Origin of the sequence: Undibacterium sp. Ji50W, assembly GCF_049340445.1 — a bacterium.
Classification (GTDB): Bacteria; Pseudomonadota; Gammaproteobacteria; order Burkholderiales; family Burkholderiaceae_D; genus Undibacterium.
Map to the genome: position 1 here is coordinate 837,011 of NZ_JBMPOX010000001.1, position 18,000 is coordinate 855,010.

Genomic DNA, 18,000 nt, shown 5'->3' on the forward strand with positions numbered 1-18,000 from the left:
TCAATTTCCCTGTCCCAAAGCCTTATCCATCTGCGCCTGCAAAGCACTATCCAGCGTCGCCCCCAATCCCGCCAACAAAGCCGCCATCGCAAGATCACCGTCTTCATCTGTGCTTGTGGTGTCGCTGGTACTGGTCGCATTACCCGACATCAACCCCGCCGGTATCTGAATCGCACTACTGCTTGATACTGCTTGCAAGTTCGTCGCCGTTATCGTGCTGTTGCTTGTGGTGTCAGCCGGTGTCGCCTGGCTGATGACGGTGGCATACGGGTTGGCAGCTGCCACTGACCTGGCCATGGCACTGAATCGTGCTGATGGTGCTGTCTGAACCGGCAAGCCAGCCGCCTGGAAGCTGCGGTTGTTGGCGATGTAGATGCTGCTGTTCCAGTTGTTGACAATGACGTTGCCATCGATCACCCCACTGCCCCCTTGCACAGTCGCCCGTGGTGCCAAAATGCTGGCGTTGAGGGACACATAATTAAACGTCAGTTGTTGTGCTGTACTGAAGTTGAACAAGGCATTGTAGTTTCTGAAGCCATCTGGCATGCCACCTTGCATACCGCCATCGCCGCTGACATTGACAATGATGGTTTGGCCTGGTGTGAGGTTGATGAAATTGGCATACGACACGTTCATCAAATCAGCGCCGTTGACGTTGAAGATTTGTGCTGCGTTAGTGCCATCCCCCTGGAAGGTCATGCCACCATACTGTACTGTGCTGCTGCCATTGGCAGGCAGTGCTGCAAGGCCGGTGGACAGGTCGGTCAGTTGTGTCTGGGTATCTGCAAAACTGAATGGTGGCGCGGCATGCACGATGTGGTCTGAATCTGGCAGGTTGTTGGTGTTTTGCGTGTTGCCATAGGTGGCTTGACCATGGAAGGAACCACCATGGAAATCCAACTGATTGCCCACGACCAGGGACAAGCCCTGATAGTTTTTCTGGGTTGTGTCTATGCTGAAGGCAGACACAGCAAAGTTATGCCCTACCGCCACTGCACCAGCAACTTCACCTGCGCTGGAGTTAAAGTCATTGAAGACAAAGGCACCAAACTGCGCTGCCAGACCCAGATTAGCGCTGGTCAGTGCCGGTGCTGCCACAGCAGTCACGGTCAGGTTGACGGTGGCCAGATTGGAATCTGCCTTGCCATCGTTGACCATGTAGCTGAAGCTGTCATTACCAACATAGCCTGTGGCGGCTTTGTAGGTAAAGCTGCCATCGGTATTGAGGGTGACGGTGCCATGGCTGGCGGTGCTGATGAGTTTGCTGGTCAGGCTGTCGTTGTCAGCATCGGTCGCTGTGGCCAAAGGATCAATGATGAAGCTGCCGACGTTATCGAGGGTGATGCTTTGGTTGCTGACCACGGGGGCGTGGTTGACCGGTAAGGGTGTACCACCATTGTCTACAGTGACTGGGGTAAAGAAGTGGTAGGCATTGATTTGCACACCAGAGTTCCAGTTGTTGACGATGATGTTGCCATTGACCACGCCAGAGCCACCATTGATGCTGGCGTGCGGAGCCAGGATGTTGCCATACACGCCGGTATTGATGTTCACCTGCTGGGCGGTGCTGAAATTGAACAGGGTGTTATAACCATCAAAGGCGTCAGTGACACCACCATCAAAGCCAGAATCACCAACAATGTTGACGATGATGCTTTGGCCCGGCTGGATGTTGTCCAGATGGGTGTAACCAGCGCTGGCAAAGTCGGCGCCACTGACGGTGAATATCTGGACAGCAGAATGGCCATCACCGGTAAAGGTCAGGCCGCCGTATTGCAATACCACGGTACCAGTTGCTGGTGCACTGGCCAGCTTGGTGCTGAGGGTGGTCAGCTGGGCCTGGGTATCGGCAAACGAGAACGGTGGTGCAGCATGGATGAACTGGTCATCAATCTTCTGGCCATAGGTGTCTTGCGCATGACCATAAGAGGCGGTGCCATTGATGCCGCCATTGTGGTCTGTGAGGTCATTACCAACGATGAGGGACAGGCCGTTGTAAGGCATGATCAAATCATTGACGCTGTAGTTGCTGACGTTGAAGTTGTGACCAACGGCAACCGCACCCTGGACGTCACAGTTGTTACCGGTGAAGTCGTTGAAGGTGAAGACGTTGAATTTGCCTGCTATGCCCAGATCAGCATTGATGCCTGCCTGGGTGACAGGGGTAACGTTGATGCTGACGGTGGCGACGTTGGAATCAACGGTGCCGTCGTTGACAACATAAGCGAAACTGTCTGTGCCACTGTAATTGGCAACGGGGGTGTAGGTCCAGGTATTGTCTGGATTCTTCACAACCGTACCATGGGCCGGCTGGGTGGTGATACGGACGCTTAGGACATCGCCTGTATCGACATCTGTGGCATTGGCTAACAGGTTCAGTATCTTGTTGCTGCCACTGTTGAGGCTGATGCTTTGGCCTGTCAGGACCGGGGCATCGTTGACGGAAACAACGTTGATGCTGACTGTAGCGGTATTGGAATCTACAGTACCGTCGTTGACGACATAGGCAAAACTGTCGCTGCCGTTGTAGTTGGCGGCTGGTGTGTAAGTCCATGTGCCGTCGGCGTTCTTCGCTATCGTACCGTGTGTCGGCTGGGTCGTGACATGTACTGTCAATACATCGCCATCAACGTCGCTGGCTGCGGTCAGCAAATTGAGTTTGGTAGCATTGTCTTCCAGCAGACTAACACTTTGATTGCTCAGCGTCGGTGCATCATTGACGGCTGTTACGGTCAGATTAACTGTGGCAATGTTGGAATCCACTGTACCATCATTGACGACATAGCTGAATGTGTCGCTACCGTTGTAGTTGGCGGCTGGGGTGTAAGTCCAGGTACCGCCAGCATTCTTCACGACTGTGCCATGAGCTGGTTGCGTTGTGATTCGTACCGTTAATGCATCACCGTCAACGTCATTCGCAGTGGACAACAGGTTCAAAACTGCTGCGCTGTCTTCTGCCAATGTACGAGATTGACTTGCCAGTATTGGGGCATCGTTCACCGCAGTGATGTTGAGGCTGACAGCAGCAATATTGGAATCCACCGTGCCATCATTAACAACATAAGCAAAGCTGTCACTGCCGTTGTAATTGGCGGCTGGTACGTAGGTCCATGTGCCGTCCGCGTTCTTCGCAACCGTGCCATGTGCTGGCTGGGTCGTGATACGCACTGTCAACATATCGCCATCCACATCTGTTGCCGCATTCAACAAGTTCAATACCGCAGTTGTGTCTTCTGCCAACGTACGAGACTGATTTGCTAATACTGGTGCATCGTTCACTGCGGTTACGTTCAGGTTGACGGTGGCAATATTAGAATCAACGGTACCGTCATTGACCACGTAGGCAAAACTATCACCTCCGTTGTAGTTGGCTGTTGGCGTGTAAGTCCAGGTGCCATCCGCGTTCTTCACGATTGTGCCGTGTGCAGGCTGCGTGGTGATACGTACTGTCAATACATCACCGTCAACATCATTGGCGGTAGACAGCAGGTTCAATACAGTAGTCGTGTCTTCTGCCAATGTACGAGATTGATTTGCCAATACTGGCGCATCGTTTACAGCTGTTACGGTCAGGCTGACAGTGCCGATGTTGGAATCCACCGTGCCGTCGTTGACAACATAGCTGAACGTGTCGCTGCCGTTGTAATTAGCGGCTGGGGTGTAAGTCCAGGTACCGTCAGTGTTTTTCACGACTGTGCCATGTGCTGGTTGCGTGGTGATACTCACTGTCAATGCATCGCCATCCACATCGCTTGCAGTATTTAACAGGTTCAATACTGCTGTCGTGTCTTCTGCCAGGCTGACGTTGCGGTTGTTTACCACTGTCGCATGGTTGACGTGTGCTACGTGCAGACTGATGGTGGCTTCTTGTGAATCAAGCTGGCCATCGTTGAGGATGAAGCGCAGGCTGTCGTCACCGTGGAAGAGCTGGTTAGGCACATAGGTGTAGCTGCCATCTGCATTGGCGGTGAGGCTGCCATGGGCTGGCTGGGCACTGATGCGTACGCTGAGGGTGTCGTGCTGTGCATCTGTGCCATAGTCAGCAAGACGGATAGTGATGCTGCCGTCTTCTTGCAGTTGCAGGCTGGCATTGTTGGCCACCGGTGCGGTATTGGCTGGCGTTACATGGAAGTGCACCGTCACGCTGGTTGAATTGGCAGCACCATCATTGATGTGATAGACCAGGCTGTCTTCACCGCTGTAGGTACTGTTGGCGGCGTAAGTCCAGGTGCCATCGGCATTGATGACCAGATTGCCATGGACAGGCTGGGTGTCGATGACGGCGCTGATGCTGTCGTGATCAACATCACTTGCTGCTGGTGCCAGCAGTGGATCAAAGCTATAGGCTTTGCCTGCTGTGACATTGGCATCCAGATTGCCTGCTACCACGGTTGGTGCATGGTTGACGTGGTTGATAGTCAGATGAACAGTAGCGATGTTGCTGGTGTTGGCTGCACTGTCAGATAACCCTGAGCCAGTCCCTGCCCCAACATCGACGCCCGCCACAGTATAGCGGTACTGGAAGCTGTCTTCACCATAGTACAGGGCTGACGGCGTGTAGCTGACGGTGCCATCGGCATTGACGACCAGGCTGCCATGGGCTGGCTGGGTCGTAATTTCCAGTTGTGGTACAGCAGCAGGAGCGCCGAACAAGTCATTGCTCAATGGGTTGACAACAACGGCCTGGTCTTCATTGGTGCTGATGCTGTCATCAAAGGCGACCGGTTTGCTAATGAGCTGGATGTCACGCAGGCTGACATGGCTGTTGCCTGCACCAAAACCAAGCAAGTCAAAGGATAGCAAGGCAGGTGTGGCCGCAATGGTGGCACCATTGTTCATGCCTTGTTGCAGGTCGATGTAGTAAGTGGCACTGCCATCAGGGTGCACGACTTTGCGCACGGTCTGGGCCAGGTGTTCTGTGCCATCGGTCTGGATGTTGAGCAAGGCGTCGCTATGGCTTAAGCCATCGGTACCGACTAAAGCGGCACCGGTGTTGGCGTTGAGCAAGGCAACTTCAAAGGCGTCTTTAGGACCGGCTTCATCACCACCAACCAAGCCATTGCTTTGCAAGTCTTGGCTGCTAATGGTGAAGGACAAATATCTGTCACCAGGCTTGAGCATGAAGGCTTGAGACAGATGGGCGTTGGCGGATGTGCTTTCGCCCAGTGTCACGCTGCCTTGTGGGGTGGTGGTGACGTTGCCTGCGGTTTGCCAGCCCGTGACATCACCAGTCGTCGCAGTGTTGAACTGGGTGTTGGTCAGGCTGGTGTTGATGGCGCGCTCGAACTGTGGCTTGGCGCTCGCCGTACCAAGTGGTGCAGGAGCCAGGATGTTTTGACCGCCCCCCATGTCCAGGCTCCAGCCGCCGAAATCATTGCGGCGCAATAAACCATAGGCAAGGAATGCCATGCCACCACCGATAGGCAGGCTTGGGTCAAATGGACGTGGCACAGGCTGTGGCAAACCTGGATCGGCTACGCCAGCATAAGCACCGATACCTGAATCCAATTTGAGTGCCGCAACCAGCTTACTCATCAGCGTGAGTTCATCTGCAGTTGGCAGACGACGTTCACCTGGTTGCAGACTTGGAGCCATGAAGTCGCGGTTGTCGCTGCTGTGCTCTATGCCCAATGCATGTCCATATTCGTGCAGCAATACGGACAGCATGTCCATCTTGCCGTCAGCCGCGGAACCGGATTTAGCCTTCCAAATGGTTGGGTCGGCGGTTGGCAGAAATTCGCTGCTGTCTTCTGGAGTAGTGTCTACGAACCAGCCGTTACCGGCGGCATCGGTGTCCAACGTGATTTGGGCATTTAAGCCTTCACCTGTAGTTTGACCTACAGAATTGCCACTCAATTCACTTAATTCCATTGATGGAGCAGAAATTTTTGATGCTAACTCACTCGCATCTAGCTGCAGCTTTTCAATATTTTCTTGATCATTTAATATCTGTGAAGCTTTGGAAATTTTCCATCGATATCCTTTTTTCCCACATAAGTCTTCAATAGTTGTGTTACCGTTTGCAACGCCCTCTGTAGCTTTAAAGAAATATACAACATCAACATAGCTTCCACCAAAGGAAACTGTTGCAACAGCTTTATCTGCTCCATAGTAATCTGGGTCAGGTTGATAGCTATAAATACCACTCTCTAGCTCAATTAATTTTCCATGTTTTGGGAACTGCTTAATAATGGTTGTATTTGGACTATTAATTATTCGCTTTTCATACAATCTAAAATATTCAGTAGCCTCTCCCTTTGGCTCAATAATATTTTCAGCAGACTTTCTATCATGCGACGGTCCATTTGGAACTATATGGCAAATACCAACTTGACGATTACTCTTACTAGTTTTATTGGTGCTAGCGAGCATGATTGATGCTTGCTCAGGTACCGCAGGTGGCATATCAAGAATAAACATAGAAATATCTCCGTCGTTAAAATTTAAATCAGATATTGCACTTTCAATTAGATCAGTATGTGTCAACACCGAAAAGTGATTATCTGGAACAATACCTTTCGACGAATCTTTGATATCTTGAACTAATAAATTTTGTACGCCATTTGCTATATCCACTCGCGCCAATGGCCTAAAATCAATGTGAAAATGATTTTGGTGATCCTTCATTGAAAAAGTGTGAGGAAGTGAATTGTATGATCCTTGATTGTCAGTAAACCCTAATTGTTGCAATACATATCTAATATTTGGCATGGGATTTTGACTACTTGTCGCACGCCCCCCGATCCAAACATTTTGAATTAATGATTTCGCATCTTGATTCCCAGAACCAAACAAAGCCGCTCGAACATCATCACCATTCTCAAACGTAAGATCATCCCAAGTTCCGTTGTCTTTAATATCATCTTTTTGCGTAATCGCGTAAAGAGAAAGAAAATTCTTTAAAGCGGCTCTCTGGTTATAACCAGGTCCATTAGGTAATTTATTTGAAAAATCAATTGCATTTGCAATGCTCCAGCCGTGTTCAGTAAACGTCAAAGAATTGCCGTTATTGCTCGTAGATGTTTGATTGAAACCACTCACAAATTGACCAATACCCAGATCGAATCCCATACCAACGCTATGCCCTCCTCTATTGTGCTGAGCAAATATGTAATTGGGATCAGTTAATCCATTGACCTGAAGCGGTGCATTAGTTAAACCTTGACTACCTTTGGAATCAACCCAAGCGCGAATTAAATCTCGGACCCAACTTGTACTGTATTGTTCTTCGGTTACAGTTGTTCCATCCAAAAAATTATTATTTGCACCATTTATGGGAATATTAAACGTATTGTAAATATTTTCGAAATGAGGTGAATTGTATGCATTTAGCCATTCAAAATTCCCGTCTTTCTCTAAACCAGATTCAACTTTCTTAGAATTGTCATTCGATTCAGTTGTTTGAAACCCATTTAATCCACTGTAACTATTTGTCGTATCGTCTTTCCAATATTGCTTATAGTGGGTCGCACCATAAAATGCGCGCAACGCACTTTCCTCTTTATCACCAAATGAGCCATCCACAACAAATTCTCTTATGTTCGATAAGTGTTTTCCATTAACGGTTTCGTACGTCCCACCGTCCCCAAGCATGGGATAGCCCAAATATTTTAATCGTTGCTCTACTCGGAAAACATCAAGTGTATTTTTCGAATCTTTCTTTACTTCCCCACTAAGTGTAAAGGCACTATACCCAGGATTATCCAGAGGTCTATCACCAACAAATACAGCATCGCCTTGATCATAATCTTTCGCACGTACAGTAACCCAACCCTCACTCCCCTTAGATTGGTCATCCGCCAACCGAGTACCCTTTTCCACATCATAGCTATCATCAAAATTGTAGAAAAATCCGCCATACTTGTCGTCCAAAGTCTCACCTTTGCGCAATTTTATTTCATCGTCATTAGTAATATTTGGAACGAAATATAAAATACCTGTGAGCTTGAACATATCAAAATCCACCTCCTCAGCGCTATTCAAGGAGAAAGTTGTAACAGGTACATATTTTCCGTTTCCAACATTTTTCATCACCAACTTCACTGCATCGCTACTGGAAGCAGGGTTTGTTGGCTTTTCGCGATCCAACCACGAGTCTTCGATGTGGAAATTAGACAAGTAACTCATTCGCTCATAGATCATGTGTTGCTTTTCTTCGGACATTTTTTTTGTGTCCTCAGCAAGGTCACCACTGTCAAATTTACCTTCTTTGTATAGCAGTTTTTTTGCAGCCAGTTCACGCAAATCCACTCCGATTACATCGCCCATGCGGCCTTTTGCGGATACATCGACATATTCCGGATCAAAGTAAGTTCCGGCTGGCGACCCATCCTGTCCATTGATTTTCTGCTCTGCATTCGCATCAAGCTTAATATGCTTGGTATCCCTGTCTGCATCCGACATCGCCAAGGCTGCCGCAATCAAGGCATCCACATTCCATGTGTGTGCCTCATTAGGTTTTGGATCCAACTGATGCTCGGTACCATACTTGCCATATAACTGGCCTATCAAGACCTTGTTATCTTGCGAAATCGCCAGATTCCGTATGCCGTAACCATCCAGCGGTAAAGTCGCCCCCAGATATTTCGGTGCGCCTTTTTTACCAAATGGATCCTGAATAATCCCCAGTTTTCCTCCTACAGCCACTTTTTTGGCGTCCACGCTACCACCAACCATGATTGGTGGACCATTTGGTGTAAAGATGAAATCTGGAACGGCAAACATGGCTTTCCAGTAGGGGTCATTGAAATTGTAATTGTCATCACTCACAATCGCATATTCCATGTCCTGACCGGTGTCCGGGTCTTTTCTGGTCACCAGAACGACGCTTTGAGCCCGTTGTATATCCAGTCTGTCAATGACAACTCGTTTTTGTCCCATGGAGATGGGTGTCATCACTGCTTTAATTACCACTCCCTTTTCGTTACGCGTCAGTTGTAGTGTCGCCGCTCCTTTATCGTAATCGGCTACATTTGCTACCAGGTATTGATCAGGATTTTTGGTTGCGCTGATATTTTGCGGGGCTTTGCCACTTAGATTATCTATCGTTTTTTCGACGATGACAGGCTTGGCAATTTTACCGGTCTTCAAATCCAGGGTATCCAGATCGAAGATCAGGACATCACCGCGTTTATTCGGATTTCCAATCATGACGCCATTGCGATCATTCGGCAGACCCACTACCAGGGTGCGTCCATCCGTTCCAACGGTCATGCCGGTGACGCCATATCCTCCATTTTCTACGCCGGTATCTTTGAGTACTATCGGTTTTCTGGAAGCACTGTTGTCTTTGCGTGGTGTTACATCGAGTGCCATCAGGCGGTTATTTGCTGGTCCTCTACCCATGCCGGAGGTTTCGCCGAAGATCAATAAATCGCCGACACAAACCAGGCTACCAATGTTCTTGCCGCCTTCGATATTTATGGTTTCGATGAGTTTGCAACTGATGGTATCAATGACGTAAATAACGGATTTACCACCCACATAAACACGACTCAAGTCACCAGAATAAGCCAGTGGTTGTGACTTCGTGCCTGTTTGATAGCTACCGTCAAGGCTGTTGTTGCCCAACATTTTGACAAGCTCAATATGGACCGCATCTTTATTCTCACGTATGAAGGTAATGCCCGTACGGGTCAATAAGGCGGCCATGTGTGGTTGTGGATGTACGTCTACCGTGTTGCCTTTAAATTCTTTAGCAACACCGCCTACAGGCTTACCATTTGGTTTTGCTGTCCCATTTGGGAATTGTCTGATCAATTGCCATTGAACACTGCCTATAGCCAGATCAGTGGGCGGATTGACGTTGATAACACCGTTGGCGTCCCCACCCAACTTCTGGATGTCGCGATAGCTGCCATCAGAGAACCAGGCGCGCAATACAATATTGCCTTTGAGTTCCCCTGGATTGTCATTTTGGATGGTGAATTGCAATTGCCCACTACTAAAATCGTATTCCGCTTTTGTAATATTTGGAATAACAATAGTGCCATCTTCGGTTGATACAGGAGGGATCAGTGTCGAGACCCGCACAACGATCCTGTCATTATTGTCTGCAGTAGGCATATCAAACTTGGCAAACTGCGGCTGTCCAAGATGGTAGCTAATGGCGGTACCGGTCGTCGCCCGTGCCGCAATGATGCCGATCATGTTGGAAGTAATTGCACTAGACATGATGGACACACCACCAAAGCTGGCACCCCCTCCCAGCAATTGAAGTGAGCTCTTGTAAGGTACATTCGGTAATTTGGCAACCACCAGATATTCACCAGAGGCATCCACGCCGTTGTATGGCGGACTTGCAGTACGCGCAATGCCATCGGCACCGATAAAGCCATTGTCAACGATCCACCATGTTGGCTCGCTAGTGCCGTCTTCATGCGGGAAGGTGCCTTTACGCAAGAACAGAACCTCTTCTCCGACTTCAAACGCCTGGCCATTTTGTACTGGAATAGACAGTTGCAATGGTGCTTGGGCATCAGTCTCGCCAATATCGAGGTGGAATGCGGCCATGGCACGTATGGCTTGCGGTGTTGGTACGGTCATGCCGGTGACAGCTTCAAGCTGATTAGTGTCAATGCGGCTGATGGAAACAGCCGTGTCGCCAGCGAGTGCACCCGCACCAATGAGTACAGTTTCGCCAGTCGCGTCACTGACAGCCCCGCCCTGGTTTGCAGAAATGTTGACGCTACGCGGCCCTACACTGCCACCAGTGTCAGTAACTTGCGCAGTTTGCACTGTCAGATGGATGTCACTTTGTGCAATACCCTGATCCAGCACGTTACCCGATTCATCCGTAGCACTGCTAAGGTGGATCACGCTGATGGTGACACTACCGTTTTTAAGCGCAGTGATGACGCCATTAGCACTGACGGTAGCAACAGATTCATCGCTGCTGATATAGCGTGTGCCACTTGGATACGCCATATAGATAGCATCTGCACCGCCATCGCTATTACGTATCTTGATTTGACGTACACCACCGGGTTCGAGTGCCAAGTTAGCTGGGTAAACATCTGGTGCGTAGGTCAGGCCATTGTCTTCAGAACCGTCGCCTTCATCACTCGCATTCGGATCAACAGGCACAGTTGCCGCCTGGGTATTGAACGCCATCGCCGTTTGTATGGTATGCCCCTGGGTATCCGTATGACTAGCCCCAATCACCGCACTACCCTGCGCATGTACAACGAGCATGCCCTTGTTGTTGGCATCCAGACTGACCGCATTCGCCCCCACATAACCCAGACCACTCAGGTCTTGCACACTGGTATTGAGGTAATTCCGGTTGCCATCAATATTCACCCCAGCCTCATCCTCAAAGTCCGCCGTCGCATGCAACTGCACCACCTGACCTGGCTGCATATCTGGTAATGCTTGCAAATGTAGTGCAACGAGTTTGGCACCGCTGACATTGACACCCAATTCAATCGCATGTCCCACCGCAAAGCCATCATCCGCCTGCACGGTGACCGTGGCTTGGCCTGCGTAGCCTGCTTCTGGTGTGAACAAGACTGTCAAGCCATCAGCCGCCAGTGTTGCTGTACCATGGGTCGCACCAATGACACGCCAGAACACAGGATCATTTTCCTGATCTTCTGCAATATTGCTGAGTGCAACACTGCCATTGAGGTCAGTATGGGTTTTTATTGCGTTGCTAAAGTCTTGCGCCTTGGTCTGTGGTGCCACATTGGTGTTGAGACCGTAGTTGGCATACAGAATCTGGCGATCTGCTGCATTGACGATGCCATTGCCGTCCAGATCAGCGATCTGGTTTTGGGTAGTCAATGCCTGCTCGAAGGCGGCACTGTCCAGGCCATCAATGATGCCATCCTGATTGATGTCACCGGCAATGCTGATGTGGACATTGGCATTGCCCGTGCCGGTGATACTGAGCAATTTCATGCCCGCTTCAGTCACCGACAATAAGGTGATGCGACGGTTACCGTTCTGGCTACTGCCTAGCACGACTGCACCACTGGCATTGAGTTGTACATCTGCTCCCTGTGTTCCCTGTATTTCTACTGCCAGCATCAGGCGCGGTGCAGCACCGGCAACCTTGACGGTGGATGCCAGTTCGCTGTCGCGTACGGTGTAGCTTAGGGTGACGGGTTGTCCAGCCACCAGGTTGCCTGTCCAGCTATTGGTCAATGTGGTTGCGGCATTGGGTCCACTGGCAATCCAGTTGACGGCTGCACCCAGGTTGGCGGTGATGCTGTCCTGGATCAGGCTGCCGTCTGTATGGTAGCCGAGTTGGGTACCGGTATCGTTACTACCCAGTTGGCGTGCCAGGATGATCTGGCCTGCCTGGTCATAGCGGTAAGCGATGGCTGTGGCTGAGCTGGAGCTGCTTACATTACTATTGTTATTTGCTGCCGGGCCACTGACCTGGATGATCTGGCCTTTGTCATTGCGCAAGAAGCTGACACGGGCATTGCTGTCTGCACCAATCTGGCTGGCGACCAATACCACGCCGCTGTCACTGATCAGCCATTGCTGGCCATCGGTGAACTGGACGCTGTTGATCTTGCCCATGGCGTCTAACTGATAACGGGTGCCATCTGGCCCTGTCAGGGTGTACGCCTCGGCCTGCCATGGCAAGCCTGTGCTTTGGTCGTACAGGCGATTACCCTGGCGTTGCAGGGCAACTGGTCGTGCGTTAAGCCCATTTTGGGTGTCGATGGTGGTGGCTTGCAGTGTCCAGCCCTGGTTTGTTGCAAATGTAGGGTGCACAACTACAGGGGCGCTAGCGCCATTGGTACTTGTGCCATTGCTGAGTGCCTCTGTGCTGGTACCCAGAGTAAAACTGAGGAACTGGGTCGCTGCATTGGCCGTTGTCAGGCTGGATGGTACTTGCAGCCAGACGTGGGCACCAATTTGCCATGGGGCGGTGGCACCCAATGCGTCGGTACTCAGTTGGTCCTGGCTTAAATGGGTGTCAAGCAGGCTGAGTGCCCAGTTACCCAGGTCACCTTGAGTATTGCTGGTCGCATTTTGGGTGCTGAGATTGCGGTTAAGGGCAAAGCTGTGGTTACCCAGTTGGAAGCTGGCGTCGTTGCTGCTGGCCTGGCTCAAGGTTTTGTTGCTGCTGTCGATGATGACGCGGCTGTTGATTTCGCTGGTACGGCCAGCCAGATCCCATGCCGTCAGGCGCAGACGGTAGACACCATTGGCAAACTGGGCCGGGTCCAGGGTAGTCAGGTCAAGCTGGCCTGTGCTGTGGCTGGCATTTGCGGTGACGCTGTTGAGTGTGATCCAGGTGCTTGCGCTGCCAGTACCACTGTCACCACCATTAGCAGGGGCAATCTCCAGTTTCCAGCCCATCAGTTGTGCCTCGTTGAGCGTGGCCTGGATCAGACTGGCGTTGTTGATGCTTAGTGGTGCAGTAGTGGCATCGCTGCTGGCCAGCGCCCCACCCCAGTTCAGTACTGGTGCGCTACTGTCTTGTGGATCACGCACGCGTATGGTCTGGGTGGCGGTGTTGCTGAAACCATCTACGTCGTTGGCAGTCACTTCCAGTTCCACCAAACCTGCCTGGGCGGGGGTGAGTTTGACACGACCAGTGGCGTCGAGGCTGACTGTGGTCCAGGTGCCGACACTGCCATCGCTGCCAATGATGCGCATACGGGTCTGGGTGTCTTTGATGCTGCTATAGGCACTGGCACGTACCGTCGCCAATACGGTCTGCCCCGGCAAGACCGGGGTGGCCGGGGTCAGGTCGATGAGGATGGCTGGTTTGTTGGCAGTTGGGTCAGCGACCACGCGCAGGGTAAAGACTTCAACCACGGTTTGCTTGCCGTCAAAAACACGGGCGCTGACATTGACATCACCAATCTGGCCTGGGCCTGGGGTCCAGTTGAGTTTGCCATTGACGGCATCATAGCTTGCCCCTTGTGGCAGATTGTCAAAGCTGACGGTCAGGGCCTGGGTTTGAGCTTCACCATCGCTGTCGATAACACGCAGGCCTGCGCTTGACTGATCAGTAGTACCGCCTTTGATCACCGGCAGGCTAAAGCTTTGGCCGACGACCAGAGCATGGTTGCTGGTGAGGATTTGTGGAGGACGATTAACGTCGAGTACACGTACCTGTACGCTGGAGATGGTGGTGGCTTTACCGTCCGTGACTGCAAAGCGGAAGGTGAAGAGTTTGTCTTTGGCGTTGAGGTTGTTGACGGTATCGGCGTCGGGTGTCCATTCAAAATAACCGCTTTGTTCATCGAAAGTGACACCAGTTGGGGTGTTTTGATCGCGCAGCAGGCTGGCTGACATGGCGTCACCATCCGGGTCCACATCGTGTAAGGCGAACGCGAGGGTGTCGCCTTCCCATACCAGTTGCAATGGCGTTTGCATGACCAATGGGGCCTGGTTGACGTTGGCGACATGAATTTCGATCTGGTGATCGGCATAAGCTGCGCCATCGGTGGCGCGCAGGTTCAGGTGATACACACCTGCCGGGTCAGCAGCAGAGGAGCTTTGTGCTGCCAGCATGCCGGGTGTCCAACTGAAGGTGGCCCTGGTCTGGCCATCGCTGCCGGTGGATGTTTGCATAGTCATGCCGTCTGGCATGCCTTTGACGGCCCAGTTGATGGCATCAAAGTCAGTATCACGCACCAAAACCGTGACAGACAAAGGCACGCCTTCACTGGCGTTGACGACGCTGGCTGTGGTGGTGCTGGAAACCAGTTGTCCACCATTGGCCTGGACGTTCAAGACTTCTGGTGTGCTGTTGGAAGCACGTACAACAATGCGTAAATCAGTAATGACGGTATTGGGTTTTGCCACAAAGTCTTCTGGCAGGATGACGCCAGAATTCAAAGGGGGTAAGCCACTGTCGCTGACTTCAAGGCTGATGTCGTGACCACCCAACTGGGCTGCAGTGGGTGTCCATACCAGCCAGGCCTGACCGTATTGCGGATCACGCACGATCTGTGCACCGTCTGGCAAGCCCTGGGCGGAGAAGTTTAATGCATCCTGATCAGGGTCGGTGACGCTGATGGGGATGCGCAGTTCCTGGCCTACGACGGCGACGGAGCGTGGGGCGACGTTGACGACTGGCGGTTCGGTCAGGCTGGTGGCGGACAGGACGAAGGTGCTGGAGGTGGCCAGGGCTTTAGTCATGTCGCCATTACCATCATTACGGGCTATGACGGTAATGGTGTAATCACCCCGGTTGTTTGCGCCTGGTGCAAAGTGCAGTACGGCTGTCGCATTGCTGCCGGTACCAGTCTGGGTGAAGGTCGCAAAGCGTGGCAGGCCAATGACGGTCAGGGTCACGGGTTGGCCATTCGGGTCAGTTGCAGTGATAGGAATATCAATGTTACTGCCTTCTGCTACGGAAGCATTGCTGATGCTGCCAAAGACTGGGGCGCTGAAGTTCTCTTCTACGGTGACGGGGATGGTGATCTGGCTTGATGCGGGAACACCTGTGCCATCACCATCATCAGTTGCCGTGACGGTGATCTGGTAGGTGCCTGCCTGGGTGTAGCCAGGTGTCCAGTTGATTTCCAGGGTATCTTCATCAAATGTGGCACCTTGTGGCAAGCCAGTGACCACGTAATGGACAGTTGCCGTACCCTGGCCACCGGTGGCTGGCGCTTGTGCGCCCAGACGGACTTTGGGTTCAAAGTCTGCGTTGTCGGGATCGTAGGCGAACACGCCTACCTGTAAAGGCTGGCCTTCGAGGATATGCCATGCTTCAGGTGCGGCAAATACCGGCGCACCATTGGTGTTGAGCACATTGAACTTGAAGTCTTGTGTTACTTCTGTACTGGAGAGTTCTTCTCCGCTGGCGCTGAGGTAGGTCGCAACCAGAGTGACTGGTATCGTGACTTTGCCATGCTGATCGAAGCCGGGTGTCCAGGACAGCCAGCCGGTATCTTCGTTCAAGCTGACACCTGCTGGCAACCATGGGGCGATATAGCTGAGCTTGACTACCGTGCCATCGGCCTGATGATAGACCCCGGCTATATCGCCAGCTTGTCTGCTTGAGCCAGGCAATTTACTGCTGAGTTGCATACCGAAGCTGTCACCTTCGCGCAATTGCTGTTCGGCGACCTGATTCAGTACTGGTTTGGCATAGCCCTGGTCAACGTGGATATTGAAGCTTTGTACGCTCGTGGCCTTACCATCTGTGACAACAATGCTGATGTTGTTGTAGTCACCGGCCTGATCATAGCTTGGGGTCCAGCTCAGGATGCCGGTGGCGCTGTTATAGCTGGCACCTGCTGGCAGGTTGCGCACGGTGATGGTCAAAGGATCGCCATTGGCATCTGAGATACTGATTGGCATGGCCAGGGATTGGCCTTCAGTCAGGGTGATGTCGCCTGTGGAATTGATGACAGGTGCGTAATTACCGCCTGTCACTGGAATAGTCAGGTGACGAATGGCGACGCCACCGCGTGAATCTTGTACGCGGATGACAATATCAGTGTTAGCCAGATCACGCGCTGTTGGTGTCCAGTGCAACGTGGCGGTATTACGATGTCCACTATCTGTATTGCTGACGATGGTATCTGGCGTGATAGTAAGGCCAGCCGGGCCTTGGACGATTTCCCAGAAGAACTGGGTGCCGTCAACGTCATCGGCTGCGATGCTGGCTGTCCATGGGGTACCTGGCGTGGCGGAATCAAAGCTGACGACACTCTGATCTGGTCCGGCGATACTGTCGAGTATCGCGGACAGCGCACCCAGTTCTGCATCTGGTAAATCTGCTGGCAGATGCAGGGCTGTCAGCATTCCTGACATATCGGTGACAGCACTGGTATCAGTTTGATTGATCAACGTAACCAACGCTGCTTGATCAGCCAAATTCATACGCGCCAGCAAGGAGGTAAGTGCTACCGGATCGATGACTGCCGGTGCTGCTGCAGGCTGACTGCTCACAATACTCAACACCGGCGGCGTATTCGCATACGGCAACGCATACACATTATGCGCCGCATCAAACTTCACGATCTGCCCGGTAGACGCATCGGTGCTTACCAGGCCTGCCATTGGTTTGACTGTCACGGTCTGGTTCGCCAGTGTCTGGCCTGCCTTGATTTCATTGCCATTGGCTGCCATGGCGGCGCTGAGGTCGATTTTCCAGAGACCGGCTTGCTGGCCTGTGCCCAGGGTGGCGTTGTTGACTGCGCCACCAAAGTACTGGCCGGGGTCGATCAGCAGGGTGATCGGCGCATGCAGATCGTCCAGGCCGATATTGGTGATGCTGATGTCGTAGCTGATTTCACCTGTGGCATGGTTGGCGCGGGTGTTGTTGAAGCTGATTTTGACATTGCTGCTAAAGTTCATCAGCGTGGTGAAGTTGCTAATGTAACCGGTTTCCAGCGGTACCTGGTTGGCACTGCGCAGGGTATTGGCAATTTGCAGTACCCAGCCACCTGCCGGTAAATCTGGCAGGGTCAGGATGACGGAACGTGTTGCCGCATTCCAGCGGGCGGCTGTGGGGTGCAGGGTGAGGCTGCTGTTGGTGCCAGTCGCTACAAAGCTGTAGTTCTGCGTGTTCAATACACTGGCGCTGTCACTGACGTCGTCACCGCTTGCGCCTGTCCACATGGCCTGATCAAAGTTGATCGCCACCTGGTTCAACGGCAAAGGCAGCATGGCGCCATCGGGGATGGTGCTGGCCAGGATGTGGGGTGGCTTGATCGGTGAAATCTCATCGATATGACCAGTTTGCGCCACCAGGATGCGGCCATCTTTGGTGGACACAATGGCTTCGCCTTTGCTGCCGCCACTGGCGACTTGCAAGACGCGGTGCGAGGCCAGTTCTATCATCCACACGCCTGCGGTGTGTGGTGTGGCTGCATCCGTTGTTGTCGGATGTTGCGCCGGGCTGCTGGACGCCAGCAACAGACCTGCCAGGGGCGAGCCTGCCTGACCAAAGCTGATGCTGTCGATGATGCCCGCCATGCGGTATTCCAGCTGTGCCCTGCCAATTTCTTTGCCGGTCATCGGGAAGCTGATGATGTCGGTGGTGGCGGTTGGCAATGCGGTGGTGATGTC

General features: G+C 52.1%; 1 protein-coding gene (running past one end of the window). It reads right to left on the reverse strand.

Annotated features, from left to right (window positions below; translation table 11 throughout):
- Positions 1-18,000 carry the 3' end of a tandem-95 repeat protein gene (locus tag ACO0K9_RS03785; protein ID WP_422981906.1) on the reverse strand. It continues 21,693 nt past the right edge of the window, so the window shows 18,000 of its 39,693 coding nt (coding positions 21,694-39,693); the start codon falls outside the window, past its right edge; the stop codon is at positions 1-3.